This is a genomic window from Streptococcus mitis (genome assembly GCF_901542415.1).
Lineage (GTDB): Bacteria > Bacillota > Bacilli > Lactobacillales > Streptococcaceae > Streptococcus > Streptococcus mitis_BL.
Window position 1 is genome coordinate 408,325 of record NZ_CABEHV010000004.1, and the last position, 19,295, is coordinate 427,619.

15 protein-coding genes, 1 tRNA gene and 1 riboswitch are annotated in these 19,295 nt (G+C 39.3%); of the genes, 11 read left to right on the forward strand and 5 right to left on the reverse strand.

All coding sequences use genetic code 11. The features are described from left to right. Positions 1–89: 89 nt before the first annotated feature. The 4 genes from FQT24_RS02300 to FQT24_RS11180 all read left to right on the forward strand — a co-directional run bounded on the left by FQT24_RS02300 (position 90) and on the right by FQT24_RS11180 (position 9,659). A complete protein-coding gene (locus FQT24_RS02300; RefSeq protein WP_001020315.1) occupies positions 90–1,481 on the forward strand; it encodes an APC family permease in 1,392 nt (463 codons plus the stop codon). Positions 1,482–1,623: 142 nt separating this feature from the next. Next, on the forward strand, positions 1,624–2,541 hold the full coding sequence (gene adcAII, locus FQT24_RS02305; RefSeq protein ID WP_000744914.1) for a zinc-binding lipoprotein AdcAII: 918 nt from the start codon (positions 1,624–1,626) through the stop codon (positions 2,539–2,541). Between the two features lie 7 nt (positions 2,542–2,548). Further along, complete coding sequence (locus FQT24_RS02310) at positions 2,549–5,680, forward strand: pneumococcal-type histidine triad protein (protein WP_143952063.1); 3,132 nt, start codon at positions 2,549–2,551, stop codon at positions 5,678–5,680. A 211-nt stretch (positions 5,681–5,891) separates the two neighbouring features. Next, entirely contained in the window at positions 5,892–9,659 is a 3,768-nt protein-coding gene (locus FQT24_RS11180; protein WP_143952064.1) for a pneumococcal-type histidine triad protein, read from the forward strand. A gap of 35 nt (positions 9,660–9,694) precedes the next feature. Here FQT24_RS11180 and pepT read toward each other — a convergent pair whose 3' ends face one another. Next, positions 9,695–10,918: a peptidase T gene (gene pepT, locus FQT24_RS02320; protein ID WP_143952065.1), complete on the reverse strand. Its 1,224-nt coding sequence runs from the start codon at positions 10,916–10,918 to the stop codon at positions 9,695–9,697. A gap of 153 nt (positions 10,919–11,071) precedes the next feature. Here pepT and hemH point away from each other — a divergent pair, with 153 nt between their 5' ends. Then, complete coding sequence (gene hemH, locus FQT24_RS02325) at positions 11,072–12,166, forward strand: ferrochelatase (protein WP_143952066.1); 1,095 nt, start codon at positions 11,072–11,074, stop codon at positions 12,164–12,166. A gap of 43 nt (positions 12,167–12,209) precedes the next feature. Here hemH and mscL read toward each other — a convergent pair whose 3' ends face one another. Both mscL and FQT24_RS02335 read right to left on the reverse strand, forming a co-directional pair. Continuing rightward, positions 12,210–12,590: a large conductance mechanosensitive channel protein MscL gene (mscL, locus tag FQT24_RS02330; RefSeq protein WP_143952067.1), complete on the reverse strand. Its 381-nt coding sequence runs from the start codon at positions 12,588–12,590 to the stop codon at positions 12,210–12,212. Positions 12,591–12,655: 65 nt separating this feature from the next. Then, positions 12,656–13,108, reverse strand: coding sequence for a GtrA family protein (locus tag FQT24_RS02335; protein WP_143952068.1), 453 nt, complete (start codon positions 13,106–13,108; stop codon positions 12,656–12,658). A 28-nt stretch (positions 13,109–13,136) separates the two neighbouring features. Further along, positions 13,137–13,233: riboswitch (PreQ1 riboswitch) on the forward strand. Here FQT24_RS02335 and FQT24_RS02340 point away from each other — a divergent pair. The 4 genes from FQT24_RS02340 (at position 13,231) to dapA (ending at position 16,360) form a co-directional block, all read left to right on the forward strand. Further along, positions 13,231–13,740 (forward strand): QueT transporter family protein, encoded by a 510-nt coding sequence (locus FQT24_RS02340; RefSeq protein WP_143952069.1) that lies wholly within the window; start codon positions 13,231–13,233, stop codon positions 13,738–13,740. (Overlaps the previous riboswitch by 3 nt.) A 98-nt stretch (positions 13,741–13,838) precedes the next feature. Beyond that, positions 13,839–13,911, forward strand: a tRNA-Thr gene (locus FQT24_RS02345). Between the two features lie 380 nt (positions 13,912–14,291). Further along, entirely contained in the window at positions 14,292–15,368 is a 1,077-nt protein-coding gene (locus FQT24_RS02355; RefSeq protein ID WP_000542464.1) for an aspartate-semialdehyde dehydrogenase, read from the forward strand. Positions 15,369–15,424: 56 nt separating this feature from the next. Beyond that, positions 15,425–16,360: a 4-hydroxy-tetrahydrodipicolinate synthase gene (dapA, locus tag FQT24_RS02360; RefSeq protein ID WP_143952070.1), complete on the forward strand. Its 936-nt coding sequence runs from the start codon at positions 15,425–15,427 to the stop codon at positions 16,358–16,360. Positions 16,361–16,406: 46 nt separating this feature from the next. Here dapA and mnmE read toward each other — a convergent pair whose 3' ends face one another. Both mnmE and FQT24_RS02370 read right to left on the reverse strand, forming a co-directional pair. Further along, positions 16,407–17,780, reverse strand: a complete 1,374-nt coding sequence (gene mnmE / locus FQT24_RS02365; RefSeq protein ID WP_143952071.1) for a tRNA uridine-5-carboxymethylaminomethyl(34) synthesis GTPase MnmE — start codon at positions 17,778–17,780, stop codon at positions 16,407–16,409. Between the two features lie 137 nt (positions 17,781–17,917). After that, on the reverse strand, positions 17,918–18,100 hold the full coding sequence (locus FQT24_RS02370; RefSeq protein ID WP_054369854.1) for a 4-oxalocrotonate tautomerase: 183 nt from the start codon (positions 18,098–18,100) through the stop codon (positions 17,918–17,920). A gap of 122 nt (positions 18,101–18,222) precedes the next feature. On the opposite strand from FQT24_RS02370, the gene FQT24_RS02375 reads away from it, so the two are divergent. Then, positions 18,223–18,822 (forward strand): thymidine kinase, encoded by a 600-nt coding sequence (locus FQT24_RS02375; RefSeq protein ID WP_143952072.1) that lies wholly within the window; start codon positions 18,223–18,225, stop codon positions 18,820–18,822. Then, positions 18,812–19,291 carry a GNAT family N-acetyltransferase gene (locus tag FQT24_RS02380; RefSeq protein ID WP_143952073.1) on the forward strand — a complete coding sequence of 160 codons (480 nt, stop codon included), beginning with the start codon at positions 18,812–18,814 and terminating at the stop codon, positions 19,289–19,291. The genes FQT24_RS02375 and FQT24_RS02380 overlap by 11 nt, the downstream gene beginning before the upstream one ends. Positions 19,292–19,295: the final 4 nt, after the last annotated feature.

Here is a 19,295-nt window from a genome sequence, read left to right on the forward strand (position 1 = left end):
AGATTTTTTTAGAAAATTATTTTATAAATATTCACAATTCTCCTATATTTATGGTAAAATAGAATCATCATTTTATTTTGGAGTCAAAGATGAATATATTTAGAACAAAAAATGTTAGTTTGGATAAAACGGAGATGCACAGGCATTTGAAGTTATGGGATTTGATTTTGCTGGGTATCGGAGCCATGGTAGGGACAGGTGTCTTTACAATAACAGGTACTGCAGCCGCAACTCTAGCGGGTCCAGCCCTAGTGATTTCAATCGTCATTTCTGCCTTGTGTGTAGGATTATCAGCCCTCTTTTTTGCAGAATTTGCTTCACGAGTACCCGCTACAGGTGGTGCCTACAGCTATCTCTATGCTATTTTAGGAGAATTCCCAGCTTGGTTGGCTGGTTGGTTAACCATGATGGAATTCATGACAGCCATATCTGGTGTGGCTTCGGGTTGGGCAGCTTATTTTAAAGGCTTGCTCTCTCAATATGGGATAGCCCTTCCTCAGGCTTTAAATGGTACCTTTAATCCTCAAGCAGGGACATTTGTTGATTTATTGCCTATTCTTGTCTTGGTATTGGTGACCTCACTTGTTTTACTCAATGCTAAAGCAGCATTACGTTTTAATTCTATTCTAGTGATTTTGAAATTTTCCGCTTTAGCTCTCTTTATTTTGGTGGGAATTTGGCATATCAAGCTTGATAATTGGAGCAATTTTGCTCCTTATGGTTTTGGACAAATCTATGGTGCTAGTACTGGTATTATGGCTGGTGCGTCCTTAATGTTCTTTGGATTTTTAGGCTTCGAATCCATCTCTATGGCTGTAGATGAGGTCAAGACTCCTCAAAAAAATATTCCTAGAGGGATTGTCTTATCGCTTTCTATCGTAACCATTCTTTATGCCTTGGTGACGCTTGTCTTAACTGGTGTGGTCCATTATAGCCATCTAAATGTCGACGATGCCGTTGCCTTTGCCCTTCGTAGCGTTGGGATCAGTTGGGCAGCCAACTATGTATCATTAGTTGCTATCTTAACCTTGATTACGGTTTGTATCTCAATGACTTATGCCCTATCTCGTATGATTTACAGTTTAGCGCGTGACGGATTGATGCCTGCCGCCTTTAAAGAATTAACAAAGACTAGCAAGGTACCAAAGAATGCTACTATCTTGACCGGTCTAGCTTCAGCAGTAGCAGCAGGAATGTTCCCTCTTGCTAGTATCGCAGCCTTCTTAAATATTTGTACCTTGGCCTACTTGATCATGCTGGCTTATGGTCTGATTCGCTTACGGAAAGAAAAAGGAATGCCCAAAGCTGGAGAATTTAAAACACCATTGGTACCTCTGTTACCGATTTTATCAATCATCATTTGTTTATCCTTTATGTTGCAGTATAATATGGAAACTTGGATTGCTTTCCTAGTTGCATTGTTAGTAGGAAGTATTATTTACTTTACTTATGGTTATAAGCATTCTACCATAGAAGAATAAAGTGAGAATCTGTTGAGTTATTGGAACTTAGCAGATTTTTATATGTGAAAGAAATTTCAAATTTTTTCTAAAAATAGCTTGACAGATTAAATTTTTAGGAGTAGAATGTTTACCAGTTAATTAAATAGTTAAGGGGTTGTTTATGAAAAAACAGAGTTTATTTTTAGTATTGTTAAGTATCTTTCTTTTGTGTTTAGGGGCTTGTGGCCAAAAGGAAAGTCAGACTGGGAAAGGGATGAAAATTGTGACCAGTTTTTATCCTATCTACGCTATGGTCAAGGAAGTATCTGGTGACTTGAATGATGTTCGGATGATTCAGTCAAGTAGTGGAATTCACTCCTTTGAACCTTCGGCAAATGATATCGCAGCTATCTATGATGCAGATGTCTTTGTTTACCATTCTCATACGCTCGAATCTTGGGCAGGAAGTCTAGATCCCAATCTTAAAAAATCCAAAGTGAAGGTTTTAGAGGCTTCAGAGGGAATGACTTTAGACCGCGTCCCAGGGCTAGAAGATGTGGAAGCAGGGGACGGAGTTGATGAAAAAACGCTCTATGATCCTCACACTTGGCTAGATCCTGAAAAAGCTGGTGAAGAAGCCCAGATTATCGCTGATAAACTTTCAGAGGTGGATAGTGAACATAAAGAAACTTATCAAAAAAATGCGGAAACCTTTATCAAAAAAGCTCAGGAACTAACTAAGAAATTCCAACCTAAATTTGAAAAGGCGACTCAGAAAACCTTTGTAACACAACATACAGCCTTTTCTTATCTAGCGAAGCGATTTGGACTCAATCAACTTGGTATTGCAGGTATCTCTCCAGAACAAGAACCAAGTCCAAGACAACTAACAGAAATTCAGGAATTTGTTAAAACCTATAAAGTTAAAACGATTTTTACAGAAAGTAACGCTTCTTCAAAAGTAGCTGAAACTCTTGTCAAATCAACAGGTGTGGGTCTTAAAACTCTGAATCCTTTAGAGGCAGACCCACAAAATGACAAGACTTATCTAGAAAATCTTGAAGAAAATATGAGTGTTTTAGCAGAAGAATTGAAATGAGGAGATTATGAAAATCAATAAAAAATATGTGGCGGGTTCGGTGGCAGTTCTTGCCCTAAGTGTTTGTTCCTATGAACTTGGTCGTTACCAAGCTGGTCAAGTTAAGAAAGATTCTAATCGAGTAGCTTATATAGATGGTGATCAGGCTGGTCAAAAAGCAGAGAACTTGACACCAGATGAAGTCAGTAAGAGAGAGGGAATCAACGCAGAACAGATCGTCATCAAGATTACGGATCAAGGTTATGTGACCTCTCATGGAGACCATTATCACTACTATAATGGGAAGGTTCCTTATGATGCTATCATCAGTGAAGAACTCCTCATGAAAGATCCGAATTATCAGTTGAAGGATTCAGACATTGTCAATGAAATCAAGGGTGGCTATGTGATTAAGGTAGACGGGAAATACTATGTTTACCTTAAAGATGCGGCTCATGCGGACAATATTCGGACAAAAGAAGAGATTAAACGTCAGAAGCAGGAACATAGTCATAATCATAATACAAGTACTGATAATGCTGTTGCTGCAGCCAGAGCTCAGGGCCGTTATACAACGGACGATGGGTATATCTTCAATGCATCTGATATCATAGAAGATACGGGTGATGCTTATATTGTACCTCACGGCAATCACTTCCACTATATTCCGAAGAGTGACTTGTCTGCCAGTGAATTAGCTGCTGCCCAAGCCTTCTTATCTGGAAAAGGCAGTCGATTAAGTACGGTTGAATATCGTTCGAGCAGGGGAGAAACAAGATCTAATGTGAGAACGAGTCAATCTGAAGCTCCTCAAAATCCTACAACAGCTCCGGAGAGCCAAAGTGAGGATTTAGCTAGTCTTCTTCAAGAATTGTACGCTTTGCCACTTAGCCAACGTCATGTGGAGTCTGATGGATTAGTATTTGACCCAGCACAGATTACAAAACGTACAGCAAATGGTGTGGCAGTGCCTCACGGGGATCATTTCCATTTCATTCCTTATTCGCAAATGTCTGCCTTGGAAGAAAAATTGGCTCGAAATCTGCCAATTGGCGGTCAGCCAGTTCAAGGTCATTCTGATAATACGAAACCAAGCAGTACAGATAAACCAAGTTCAACACCAAGTTCACCGATTAAACCAAACTTTAATCTCAATACGCAGGCACCAAATCGAGGAACTGGGGGCGCTTATACAACGGATGATGGGTATGTCTTTAGTCCGACAGATGTGATTGAAGATACAGGTGACGCTTTTGTTGTACCGCATGGCAATCATTTCCACTATATACCTAAGAGTGATTTGTCAGCAGGAGAATTGGTTGCTGCCCAAGCTTATTGGAATGGTAAGCAGGGCTCACATTCTGCTACAAGCTCAAGTAAACCAAGTAGTAACAATCCAAATCCGGCTCCAGCCCAACCAAGTTTGACAGAGACTCCAAACTTGACTGTCACCCCAACTTATCATCAAGACCAAGGGGAAGATATCCCAACACTTTTAAGTGAATTGTATGCCAAACCTTTATCAGAACGACATGTGGAATCTGATGGCCTAGTCTTTGATCCGGCACAAATCATCAAACGTACAACTAACGGTGTCGCAGTGCCTCACGGAGACCATTATCACTTTATCCCTTACTCCCAAATGTCCCCTTTGGAAGAAAAATTAGCTCGTATGATAGCTGTCAAGGGACAAAATGGCAATGTTTTGCCAAGCGTCACTCCACTGAAGCCAGCGCCTACTACCAAACCTCAAGCGCCAGCGGAAAATAAAACGACTGAATTTGATGTCAAGCAGGTTGTTAGAAAAGTTGGCGACGGATATATTATAGAGGATAAGGGCGTTAGTCGTTATGTTCTTGCTAAAGATTTGGCCAAGGATAAGATTGATACTATTGAAAATCTCTTGTCTAAGAAAACTCAAGAGACACATGCGCTAGTTGCGAAGAAAGAAAATGTCGCTCCTCGTGACCAAGAATTTTATGATAAAGTATATAATTTATTGGCCAAGGCTCATAAAGCCTTATCTGAAAATAAAGGTCGCGTTTCTGATTTCCAAGCCCTAGACAAATTAGCGGAACGCTTGAACGATGAATCTTCTAATAAAGGAAAATTGGTAGATGATTTATTGGCATTCCTAGCACCAATTACCCATCCAGAGCGACTTGGCAAACCAAATGCTCAAATTGCTTATACAGACGATGAAATTAAATTAGCGAAAATAGCAGGCAAGTACACAACAGAAGATGGTTATATCTTTGACACTCGTGATATTACCAGTGATGAGGGAGATGCTTATGTAACTCCGCATATGACCCATAGTCATTGGATTAAGAAAGAGAGCTTGTCTGAAGCTGAAAGAGTGGCAGCTCAGGCTTATGCTAAAGAGAAAGGTTTGACACCTCCTTCAACAGAGAATCAGGGTTCAGGAAATACTGAGGTTAAAGGAGTAGAAGCAATCTATAATAAAGTGAAAGCAGCTAAGAAGATCCCACTTGATCATATTCCTTACAATCTACAACATACTGTTGAAGTTAAAAATGGTAGCTTAATTATACCTCATTACGACCATTACCATAACATTAAATTTGGTTGGTTTGATGAAGGACTCTATGAAGCACCTAAGGGTTATAGCCTGGAGGATCTCTTTGCGACTGTAAAATATTACGTTGAACATCCTGAAGAACGTCCTCACTCAGATAATGGTTGGGGAAATGCCAGCGACCTTGTTCGTAAAAATAAGGCAGACCAAGACAGTAAATCTGATGAAGATAAGGAAGATCGTCATGAATCAGACGAGTCAACTCGTCCTGAATCCAATGAAAAAGAAAATCATACAGGTTCAACCCCTTCAGTAGATAATCTTTATAAACCGAGCACTGATGAAGACGAGACAGAAGAAGTATCTAAAGATACAACAGACGAAGCTGAAGTACCTCAAGTAGAAACCGAAAAAGTAGAAGCCAAACTCAAAGAAGTAGAAGCTCTACTTGCTAAAGTAACGGATGCTAGTTTGAAAGACAATGTGACAGAGAGCCTATCTGGTTTACGAAATAATCTGAGTCTTCAAACCATGGATAATAATGGCATCATGGCAGAAGCAGAGAAACTACTTGCTTTGTTAAAAGGTAGTGAGTCAGTTACGACGAAACCAGAAGCATAAGTTTATCCTATTAAATCAATATGATGTAAGAGTCAGTAGCAATACTGGCTTTTATTTTTTTAAAATGACATAAAAATCTTGACAGATAAACTTAAAAAAGGTAAACTATTTACTGGTTAATTAAATGGTTAAATAACCGGTTTAGAAAAACTGTTTAACCGATAAAAAGAAGTTAAGAAAAAGCTTCATCATTTATTGAAATGAGGGATTTATGAAATTCAGTAAAAAGTATATAGCAGCTGGATCAGCTGTTATCGTATCCTTGAGTCTTTGTGTCTATGCACTGAACCAGCATCGTTCGCAGGAAAATAAAGACAATAATCGTGTTTCTTATGTGGATGGCAGCCAGTCAAGTCAGAAAAGTGAAAACTTGACACCAGATCAGGTTAGCCAGAAAGAAGGAATTCAGGCTGAGCAAATTGTCATCAAAATTACAGATCAGGGCTATGTGACGTTACACGGTGATCACTATCATTACTATAATGGGAAAGTTCCTTATGATGCCCTCTTTAGTGAAGAACTTTTGATGAAGGATCCAAACTACCAACTTAAGGATGGAGATATTGTCAATGAGGTCAAGGGTGGTTATATCATCAAGGTCGATGGAAAATATTATGTTTACCTGAAAGATGCAGCTCATGCTGATAATGTTCGAACCAAAGATGAAATCAATCGTCAAAAACAAGAACACGTCAAAGATAATGAGAAGGTCAGCTCTGATGTTGCTATAGCAAGGTCTCAGGGACGCTATACGACAGATGATGGTTATGTCTTTAATCCAGCTGATATTATTGAAGATACTGGTGATGCTTATATCGTTCCTCACGGAGGACACTATCACTACATTCCAAAAAGTGATTTGTCTGCTAGTGAATTAGCAGCCGCTAAAGCTCATCTGGCTGGTAAAAATACGCAACCGAGCCAGTTAAGCTATTCTTCAGCAGTTAGTGACAATAACACGCAATCTGTAGCACAAGGCTCAACTAGCAAGCTAGAAAGCAAAGTTGAAAATCTCCAAAGTTTATTGAAAGAACTCTACGATTCACCTAGCGACAAACGTTACAGTGAATCAGATGGTCTGGTCTTTGACCCTGCTAAGATTATCAGTCGTACACCAAATGGAGTTGCGATTCCGCATGGTGACCATTATCACTTTATTCCTTACAGCAAGCTCTCTCCTTTAGAAGAAAAGATTGCTAGAATGGTGCCTATCGGTGGAACTGGTTCTACGATTTCTACAAATGAAAAACCTAATGAAGTAGCGTCTAGTCTAGGAAGTCTTCCAAGTAATCCATCTATATTGAATAATGCTTCTTCAACGTTAAATAAGGAAATTCCTTCAACATCTGATGGTTATATCTTTAATCCTAAAGATATTGTCGAAGAAACTGCTACAGCTTATATCGTCAGACATGGTGATCATTTCCATTACATTCCTAAGTCGAATCAAATTGGACAACCGACTCTTCCAAACAATGGTCTAACAACACCTTCTCCATCTCTTCCAATCAATCCTGGTGTTTCACATGAGGAACATGAAGAAGGTGGACACGGCTTTGATGCTAATCGTATTATTGCGGAAGATGAGTCAGGATTTATCATGTCACATGGTGACCATAATCATTACTTCTTCAAGAAGGACTTGACAGCAGACCAAATCAAGGCAGCGCAAGACCACTTGAAAGGGGTAAATGCAGCAACACCAAATCCAGTTCATGATGACGATCACGATGAAGATCATCATGGACATCATCATGATGAAGACCATGATCACGGTTTTGATGCCAATCGTGTCATCAGTGAGGATGAACAAGGCTTTGTCATGAGTCACGGCGACCATAATCATTACTTCTTCAAGAAGGATTTGACAGCTGATCAAATCAAGGCAGCGCAAGACCACTTGAAAGGGGTAAATGCAGCAACACCAAATCCAGTTCATGATGACGATCACGATGAAGATCATCATGGACACCATCATGATGAAGACCATGATCACGGTTTTGATGCCAATCGTGTCATCAGTGAGGATGAACAAGGCTTTGTCATGTCACATGGAGATCACAATCATTACTTCTTCAAGAAAGATTTGACAGCAGAGCAAATTAAGGCAGCTCAGGATCATTTGAAAACACATCATGATGCAGAGCCTGTAAAACCTCTTGCTAAAACGGTAGAGTCTTTCTCAAAAGATGCTAGCGATGAAGAAAAGATTGCTTATATCTCTAAAACTTATGGTGTTCCACTTGAAGCGATTAGAATTTCAAACGGATTCTTTGTCTTTGGAAATCCAGACCAAGCCTACGATCCAACTCATATCCACCCATATGCTGTTCGTAAGGAACATGTTCGTTTGCCACTCCAAACTGGCAATCCAGAACTTGATTTCCTAAACGAACTCTATACCACTGCTTTGCGAGATGGTGTGTCTCCTTATAGCTTACAGGTAGAAAATGGTAGTTTTGTGATTCCTCATGGCGACCATAATCACTACATCAAGGTTCAAACGAAGGGCTATGAAGTAGCTTTGAAAAACAAGATTCCAGCCCTACAATCCAATTATCAACCTGGAGCTTTTGATGAGAAGGCAGTCTTGGAAAAAGTAGATCAACTTCTAGCTGATAGCAGAAGTATCTACAAAGACAAGCCTATCGAACAAAGACAGATTGAGTTAGCCTTAGGTCAGTTTACTGAAAACATGAAGAAACTGGCAACTAACTCTACAGCAGGTTATCTTGCAACACTGGATCTCTTTGATAAGCAATATATCCATATTGATGAAAGTGTCAAACCTGTTGAAACAAGCGCTCTAGATAAGAAATATCAGGCCTTGATTGATAAAATCAATACCTTGGATACAGACTCTTATGGACTTCCTAAGAAAGACCTTCTCGTTCGACTCCAAGAAGCTAAATTGGCTAAAGATGAGGCTGCTTTAGTAGCGGTTGAATCACAACTTCAAGCTCTTCAAGACTTTAATGATCGAACAGGTGTTACAACTGTAGAATACATCAAGTACTTCTACGAACACGTAAATGACGGTCGTTTGAGTGATGAACTTCGAAACAAAGTAGCTCAGTTGACTTGGACCTTGTATCAATCTCAATCCTTCCTTAAGGCAGCAGAATTGAACAAATTATTCCCAAGTATCTATCAGGCAAAACAAGAAGTGGAAGAAGCTTTGAAAGCTCAGCCAACTACTGCGAAATCAAGTCAGACAGTTCTAGATACTGAAAAAGTTGATAATCAAAGTGCCAAGACAGCTATTTATGGCTTCTTGAAAGAATTGTACGGAGACTTTATGCCTGAAGAGCATGTGAATCATGTCAGCAAGGAACAAGTAGAAAATCTCTTGAGCAAGGCAAATCAACTCTTGGAACAAATCCAAGAAGAAGGAATCAGACAATCCTTGGCAGAAGAAGTAGAAAATCTCAAAGTTGCTACAAACAAGGCTGATGCAGACTTGGATGAAGTAAATAGTCAGGTAAAAGATGTATTGACTCGTATCGCTAGCGCCCTTCAACAAGAGAAAGAAAATGCAGAGCAAGATCCTCAGACACTTGTACTCTATCAAAAACTTTACGATATCCTCATGTCACTTCACGCTTACTTAGAAAACAATAAGGGTTCTGATGAGGACTTTGATAAGGTAGATGCTTTACTAGATCAACTTTCTGCTAAGAGTAAAGATAAGGCTGCTTTACTTGAATTGACAAAAGCTATTCTGATCTTGAATCAAGAAATCAAGTCAAAATCAAGCGCAAGTGAAGAAACAACTCCAGCAACAAATGCCGAGGCAAATGGTGATAAGACAAGTGCTGAGAACCAACCAAACGCAGCTGCAGAATCTAACAGTGAAACTGCCAGCGACGAAAACAAACCGAGCAACTCAACAGATTCTAAACCTGCTGAATCAACTTCAGAAAAGGAAACAACAGAATCTACAACAAGTACTGGAAATCAAGAAAAACCAGCAGAATAAAAAGAAAGGCGAAGTAGCTAAGCTACCTCGTCTTTTTAGTCTTTATAAGCTACGATACCAATGATGGTATCAACTGCACGTTCCATGGTCTGAAGACTGACGTATTCAAAACGTCCATGCATATTTTCTCCTCCCGCAAAGATATTAGGAGTTGGGATTCCCATAAAGGAAATCTTAGAGCCGTCTGTCCCTCCACGGATTGGTTCGATTATAGGAGTAATCCCCAAATCTTCCATAACGGCTTTAGCAATGGTAATTGGAGTCATATCTTTTTCAATGACTTCTTTCATATTATAGTACTGATCTGTTAAGTTTAGGGTGACACGGTCGCTACCAAGTTCTTGATTCATCTTATCAGCGATAGACTGCATTGCTGCTTTACGAGCTTCAAAGGCATTTTTTTCAAAATCACGAATGATGTAGTTTGCACTCGCCTCTTCGACACTACCTGTCACATCCATAAGATGATAGAAACCTTGGTAGCCATCAGTTAACTCAGGTCGGTCATTCTCTGGAAGTTGATTATGAAAATCAATTGCTAGCTGGAGGGCGTTGACCATTTGCCCTTTGGCAGTACCAGGGTGGACATTACGTCCTTGGAAATGCACTTCAGCCCCAGCTGCTGAGAAGGTCTCGTACTGAAGTTCGCCCAGTGGACCACCATCAACAGTGTAGGCAAAATCCACATCAAAATCATCTGCATCAAATTTATTAGCACCAACACCGATTTCCTCATCTGGACCAAAACCAACACGAATCTCACAGTGTTTGATTTCAGGGTGAGCAGTTAGATATTCAATGGCTGTCATAATCTCAGCAATACCAGACTTGTCATCAGCCCCTAGCAAGGTTGTTCCGTCGGTTGTGATGAGCGTTTGTCCTGGATATTTTTCAAGACTCTTGAAGTCGGCTGGATCTAGTTTAAAACCAGAATTTCCTAGTTCAATCACACCACCATCGTAGTTTTCAATTACCTGGGGATTAACTCCTTCGGCATTAAAGTCAGCAGTATCCATGTGAGATATAAAGCCAATCTTACGTGTTAAAGATGGATCATTGGCTGGTAAGGTCCCAATTGCAAAACCATTTGGTAGATAATAAACATTTTGTAATCCAACACGTTTCATTTCAGGAATAAGAACATTTGTAGCAAAATCTACCTGACTCTGCGTACTTGGAGTAGTAGTAGAGCGTTCATCAGAGCGCGTGTTGACCTTAACGTAGGTTAAGAAGCGGTCCAAGAGATTTGGATAAGTCATAAAAAACTCCTTTTGAATTCATTTTTTCCATTGTATCATAGAAAAGAGAGAAAAACAAAAGACTGAAGTTAGGGAAATTCACTATGTTGGCGTTTACTTATTAATGAATTAATGATAAAATAAACTTGATAAAAATATCACAAGGAAGCAATTATGAAAAAAGCAATTTTAATGATGACTTTCGGTTCGCCAGAAGAGATTACCTTTGAAGGTGTGGCTGATTTTTTCACAAATATTCGTCGTGGAGTGAGACCTCAAGACCACGAGATTCAAACTCTCTATGATAATTATGTACTAATTGGAGGGACGCCTCTGCAAAGAATTACGCGCGAAGAGGTTGCCTTGGTAGAAGCTAGGCTAGGAAATGAATATAGTGTCTATTTTGCCAATAAGTTTTCTAGACCCTTTATCCTAGACGTGATTGGTCAGATGGAAGCAGACGGAATCGAGCAATGTATTTGTTTGATTTTGGAGCCTCATTATTCTTTTTACTCTGTCATGGGTTATGAGAAATTTTTAGAAAGCAAGCAAATTCAGTTTTTGGTCATTAAGGACTGGTATCAAGAAGAGGCCTTGCTAAACTATTGGGCAGATGAAATTACTAAGATTTTAAAAGATGAAGTGAAGCAAGATAGCTTTAAAGTCATCTTTTCAGCCCATAGTGTACCTATTTTTGCCTTGGATTTTGGTGACCCCTATATCGACCAAATTTTTGAAAATAGCAAGTTAGTCGCTGAAAAACTAGGCTTGAGTTCAGAGCAATATACTAACACTTGGCAGAGTGAAAGTGATATCGGGATTCCATGGATTAAGCCAGATGTCTTGGAGTATCTCAGAGAACAGAAAGAACATCCAGACCATTATATTTTTGTTCCCATCAGCTTCATTAGCGAGCATATTGAAGTCTTGTTTGACAATGATGTGGAATGTTATGACTTATGTCAGGAATTTGGGGTAAACTACCATCGTCCACCAATGCCAAATACAGATTCTCGTTTGATTGATGCCTTGGTTAATACAGTCAGAGCTAATGAGGACAAAGAGTTTAAGGAATTTCTCCCAGAAGAAGAAACCTTTGATGAGTTAGTTCCTTCAGATGAGACTAAAAATATCTTGGCCGAATCTCAAGATTTACAAATGCCGGAATTTGTGAAAAAACTGATTGAGAAAAAAGGTCGTGAAAATGTTAAGATGCCTTATCTTATTAAGAAAATGCTTGAGAAAGCAGGCAAGTTACCGAAAGAGTAAAAAGAAAAAAGGATTTAGCTTTGTGCTAGATCCTTTTAATCGATTATTTTTTCTCAAGAAGAGCTTTGATTTCTTGAAGTACTTCCAACTCAGTTGGACCAGCTGGAGCTTCCTCAGTAGCTTCTTCTTTCTTAGTAAGGCTTTGAGCTTTTTCAATACCTTTGATAACGAAGAAGAGAACAGTACCGATAACTAGGAAGTTGATCACAGCGCTCAAGAATTTACCATATGTAACACCATTCCAAGCAAGCTCAGCGATGTTTTGTACTTTCGCAGCTTCCAAGGCTGGATTCAAAATAAGTGGAGTGATGATATCGTTAACAAGTGATGTAACGATTGCACCAAAAGCAGTGGCAATGATCACACCGACAGCAAGGTCAACAACGTTACCACGAAGCAAAAATGCTTTAAGATCTTTTAACATTTTCATAATTTCCTTTCAAAAAATTCTTACACTTAATTATATATTAATTAAGAAGTTCTTGCAAGCTATATGTTTAAATTTTTTCTTATTTTTTTAAAAATAAATACCTTACTAAAAATGTAATTGAGGATAATTATCAAGAATTGTGCAATAACTGTTTCAATACTGTTTACCCTATTAATATTATTATTTACAAATTGCCCGATAATATTAGGAAACTGAGTTACAAAGAGAAAAGTTAAAAACAAGTCTAAAAGAAAAGTAGAAAGACGTGCTAGAGTAAATTTCACTAAACGGATTGGCCAATTCTGCCTAGCTTGCTTAAATACAATTGTATCATTTGTGATAAAAGCAAATAGGATACCGATACTATTTGCTAGTCCAGTTGCAAGGAGTTCTCTATGAGTTAGTTGATAAATGACTAATCGGGATAGAATCGAAACAAGAGTAGTTGCTATACCAAAAAAGAGGTAGGCAAAGAGTTCATTATCCAAGAGAATTTGAATACATTTTTTCATGCTTTTAGTATAGCATAAAGCAGGCTATTGTGCTATACTAGTAAGGTTGATTCAAGCAACCCTTGGTGCTTAGCTTCTTTCACCAAGCATATTATACGCGGGAAACCGCCAAAGGAGAAGAGATGAAAAAATTAACTATTCGTGACGTAGCAGATATTGCAATCGTCGCTGCTATCTATGTCGTTTTGACTGTTACACCGCCCCTAAATGCCATCAGCTATGGTGCTTATCAGTTTCGTATTTCAGAAATGATGAACTTTATGGCTTTTTACAATCCTAAGTACATCATCGGAGTTACCATTGGTTGTATGATTGCTAATTTCTTTAGCTTCGGACTCCTAGATGTTTTTGTTGGTGGTGGATCAACCTTAGTATTCCTCAGTCTAGGTGTTTGGCTTTTTGCAAAATACAGCAAGGATTATCTTTTTAATGGATTAATTCGAAAAGATCATTTCTTCTTTTCAATATCCTTTTCAATTTCCATGTTTACCATCGCTGCAGAGTTGAATATCGTAGCGCAATTACCATTTTTCCTTACTTGGTTTACAACAGGAATTGGTGAATTTGTCTCATTGATTATTGGAGCGATTATTATCGGTAAAATTGGTCGTCGAATCGATTTAACTAAATAGAAGAAGACAAGCTAGGTAACTCTTACCTGGCTTTTCTTATGGAAAATTTCTAAGGAAACTTGACAAGTTTTTCTAACTATAGTATACTTTTTAAGTAAGCTGATTTAGCTCAGTTGGCAGAGCGCATCCATGGTAAGGATGAGGTCGCCGGTTCAATCCCGGCAATTAGCATGAAATTTACAGGGAAACTCTTGAGTACAAGAGTTTTTTTCTTATGCTCGCGAGAAAAAATTCTGACTTTTGTATAATAAAAGTCATCCTGCAAAAATTTCTTATTGACAAAACCACTTATTTCTAGTAATATAATAGATGCGATGAGTCGATAGGTAGTCTTCGGATTACTATTGAGCATAAGGAGGTCATAACGCAGGAGCGGACCTTGATGAGTTGTGTGAACCTGCTCATCACATGAAGATGCCTCTTAGTCCCTAGTCTAGCGACTGGGGATTTTTATTTTCCAAAAAATGATGAAAAAGCTTTGCAATTCATGGAAAAAGTAGTATAATACATCTATTATAGAAATTTTTAGAAAATTCCGAAAGAGGTTATTTATGGGATATACAGTTGCTGTAGTCGGCGCGACAGGTGCTGTCGGAGCTCAGATGATAAAAATGTTGGAAGAATCAACACTTCCAATCGATAAAATTCGTTTACTTGCTTCTGCACGTTCAGCAGGCAAGACTTTGAAATTTAAAGACCAAGATATTACGATTGAAGAAACGACTGAAACAGCTTTTGAAGGAGTTGATATTGCTCTCTTTTCAGCAGGTGGTTCTACATCAGCTAAATATGCACCATACGCAGTTAAAGCTGGAGCGGTAGTAGTAGATAATACATCTTACTTCCGTCAAAATCCAGATGTTCCTTTGGTTGTTCCAGAGGTCAATGCTCATGCACTTGATGCCCACAACGGGATTATTGCCTGCCCTAACTGTTCAACAATCCAAATGATGGTAGCTCTTGAGCCAGTTCGCCAAAAATGGGGCTTGGACCGTATCATTGTTTCAACTTACCAAGCAGTTTCAGGTGCTGGTATGGGAGCAATTCTTGAGACACAACGTGAACTTCGTGAAGTCTTGAATGATGGTGTAACCCCACGTGATTTGCATGCGGAAATCTTGCCTTCAGGTGGTGATAAGAAACATTATCCTATCGCTTTTAATGCTCTTCCACAAATCGATGTCTTCACTGACAATGATTACACTTACGAAGAGATGAAGATGACTAAGGAAACTAAGAAAATCATGGAAGATGATAGCATTGCAGTATCTGCAACATGTGTGCGTATTCCAGTCTTGTCAGCTCACTCTGAGTCTGTTTACATCGAAACAAAAGAAGTGGCTCCAATCGAAGAAGTAAAAGCAGCTATCGCAGCTTTCCCAGGTGCTGTTCTCGAAGATGATGTAGCTCATCAAATTTATCCGCAAGCCATCAATGCAGTGGGTTCACGTGATACCTTTGTTGGTCGTATCCGTAAAGACTTGGATGCTGAAAAAGGAATCCACATGTGGGTTGTTTCAGATAACCTTCTCAAAGGTGCTGCTTGGAACTCAGTTCAGATTGCTGAAACTTTGCACGAACGTGGCTTGGTTCGTCCAACAGCTGAATTGAAATTTGAATTAAAATAGTCATATCGTTTAGGAGTTCAGTTGAACTCCTTCTTTGAAATAGAGAGGTGTTTCTCATGTCTTATCAGGATTTAAAAGAGTGTAAAATCATCACAGCCTTTATTACCCCCTTCCATGAGGATGGTTCTATCAACTTTGATGCCATTCCAGCCTTGATTGAGCATTTATTGGATCATCATACGGATGGAATTCTTCTCGCAGGGACGACTGCTGAAAGTCCAACCTTGACCCACGATGAAGAGTTGGAACTCTTTGAGGCAGTTCAAAAAGTTGTCAATGGACGTGTTCCTTTGATTGCGGGTGTGGGTACCAATGATACGCGAGACTCGATCGAGTTTGTCAAAGAAGTAGCAGAATTTGGTGGTTTTGCTGCTGGGCTTGCTATTGTTCCTTACTACAACAAACCTTCGCAAGAAGGAATGTACCAGCACTTTAAAGCCATTGCGGATGCTTCTGACTTACCTATTATTATCTATAATATTCCAGGTCGTGTGGTTGTCGAATTAACTCCAGAAACTATGCTTCGTTTGGCTGACCATCCAAATATTATTGGTGTCAAAGAATGTACGAGTTTGGCAAATATGGCTTACTTGATTGAGCACAAGCCAGAAGAGTTCTTGGTCTATACTGGTGAAGATGGAGATGCTTTCCATGCCATGAACCTTGGTGCGGATGGGGTTATTTCTGTTGCCTCTCATACAAATGGGGATGAGATGCACGAGATGTTTACGGCCATTGCAGAAAGCGATATGAAGAAAGCCGCAGCAATTCAGCGTAAATTCATTCCTAAAGTCAATGCCCTCTTCTCTTATCCAAGTCCTGCTCCAGTTAAGGCCGTTCTTAACTATATGGGATTTGAAGCTGGCCCAACTCGTCTACCTCTTGTTCCAGCACCAGAAGAAGATGCCAAACGTATTATCAAGGTTGTCGTAGATGGCGACTACGAAGCAACTAAGGCAACCGTAACAGGGGTCTTAAGACCAGATTACTAATAAAGACAATAAAATCCATGACCGAAACAACGATCATGGATTTTTCTTATTTTCCTAAACAGAATTGGCTAAAGAGCTGTGTAATGAGTTCATCTGGAGCAGCATCTCCAGTGATTTCTCCGAGAATTTCCCAAGTACGGGTCAAGTCAACTTGAAGCAAGTCAACTGGCATTCCCAGTTCAAGACCTTCATTAACAGCTTGTAGGCTTTCAACAGCCTTCTCAATCAAGGAAATGTGACGGGCATTTGACAAGTAAGTAGCATCTTGTTCAACAAAACCAGCATTTTCAAAGAAGAGGTTGTTGATTCTCTCTTCAATCTTATCGATGTTTTGGTTTTTAAGGACTGAAATACGAATAACGTCTTCAGGTAGTTCCGAAGTTTCAATCGCTTCAGGCAGGTCGGTTTTATTAAGTAAAATAATGCGGTTGGTTTCTTGACTAATTTCAAGCAGTTGTCTGTCTTGCGCAGTCAGTGGTTCACTGGCATTTAGCACTAGTAGAACTAAGTCGGCTTCCTTAAGGGCTTTTTTCGAACGCTCAACTCCAATTTGTTCCACGATGTCATCCGTTTCACGGATACCAGCTGTATCAATCAATTTGAGAGGAACACCATTGATGTTGACGTATTCTTCGATGACATCTCGAGTAGTACCAGCGATATCAGTGACGATTGCCTTGTCCTCGCGTAAGAGGTTGTTGAGAAGGCTTGATTTCCCAACGTTGGGACGTCCGATGATGGCAGTGGAAATTCCTTCACGAAGGATTTTACCGCGACGGGCTGTCCTAAGGAGATTGGTTAGCAATTGCTCAAACTCCATAGTCTTCTCACGGACAACAGCAGTAGTGGCTTCTTCAACATCGTCGTACTCAGGATAATCAATATTGACCTCGACTTGGGCAAGTGTATTGAGGATTTCTTGACGGGTATTGTTAATCAGGTCAGAAAGTGAGCCGTCTAACTGTTTAACTGCAATGTTCATAGCCTTGTCTGTCTTGGCGCGGATGATATCCATGACCGCCTCAGCCTGAGTCAAGTCCACACGTCCATTTAGGAAGGCACGTTTGGTAAATTCACCAGGTTCAGCCAATCGAGCCCCTTCACGAATCGCTAGTTGTAATATTTCATTAGTGACTGCAATCCCACCGTGAGTGTTAATCTCGATAATATCCTCACGAGTGAAGGTTTTTGGAGATTTCATGGCTCCCACTATGACCTCGTCCATGACTTTACCAGTCAGAGGATCAACAATGTGACCGTAGTTGAGAGTGTGGCTAGCAACCTTGCTCAAGTCTTTTCCTTTAAAAATCTTTTGCGCAATAGCAAAACTTTCTGTTCCGCTCAGGCGGACAATACCAATAGCCCCTTCACCTAGTGGAGTAGAGATAGCAGCGATGGTATCAAATTCACGTGTAATCATAATATTTCCTTTAATAAATAGTTCTTTTCTTGGGAATTTTTCCAAGTCTCTTTTCAAATTGTAACAAATTTGAACTATTTCTTCAATGGATGCTACTTGGAGATTGAAAAAGCCTAAGCAATTCTGCTTAAGCTAGCTTATTTGGTGCGCATTTCCCCTTGTGGGAAGTAAGTTCCTTCTGGCATGTCGTTGATGATGACATGGACAGCAGATTGAGGGGATCCAGTGTTACGAACAACAGCTTCCGTTACTTCCTTAGCAAGAGCTTTCTTTTGCTCGAGCGTGCGTCCTTCAAATAAATCGATGCGTACAAATGGCATAATAGCTTCCTCCACTAGTTTTGATTTCTTCTATTTTACCACATTTTGCCGTTTAAAGCTTAAGAAAATTATGATATACTAGAATGTAGCAAAAATTTAGAAATGGACGTGAAGTAAGAAACATGGCACAGTTGTATTATCGTTATGGGACCATGAACTCTGGTAAAACGATTGAGATTCTCAAGGTGGCCTATAACTATGAGGAGCAAGGAAAAGGTGTTGTGATTATGACCTCAGCTCTTGATACTCGTGATGGTGTTGGCTATGTGTCGAGTCGTATTGGCATGAAACGCCCTGCCATTGCGATTGAGGAAACAACTGATATCTTCGGCTATATCCGAGACCTATCTGAAAAACCATATTGTGTGTTAGTTGATGAGGCCCAGTTTCTAAAGCGTCACCATGTTTACGACCTAGCTCGTGTTGTTGATGAGTTAGATATACCCGTCATGGTTTTTGGTTTGAAAAATGATTTTCGCAATGAACTGTTCGAAGGTTCCAAGTATCTCTTGCTTTTAGCAGACAAGATTGATGAGATTAAGACCATCTGTCAGTATTGTAAGAAAAAGGCGACTATGGTCTTACGTACGCAGGATTGTGTGCCAGTATATGATGGTGAGCAGATTCAGATTGGTGGCAATGAAACCTATATCTCGGTTTGCCGTAAACATTATTTTGCGCCAATGATAACCTCTAACAAGGAGCAAAACTATGACAATTGAACTAAGAGATGTTACAATGGAAAATTATTTTGATGTTTTGAATTTGGATGTCAAGGAATATCAAAAACAATTCATTGCAACCAACGCAATTAGTTTAGCTGAAGCATACGTCTACACTAAAAATGGAGATTTTGTAGCTCCATTGGCAGTTTATGATAATGATGCAATTATAGGTTTTGTGATGATAGCTTATGATAAAAAGATCGGAATTAGTAGTGGAAATTATTTACTATTTCGTTTTATGATTGATAAGAATTTTCAAAATCAAGGATATTTTAAACCAATTATGGATAAAGTACTAGACTATGTTCGGACAGCGCCAGCAGGTTTAAGCAATAAACTTTGGTTGTCTTATGAACAAGAAAATGAACATGCAAGATCTTGTTACCTCAGTTATGGATTTAAAGAAACTGGGGAAATATTTGAGAACGAAGTGGTAGCAATCTATGATTTAACAATTGAGAAATAAGGAG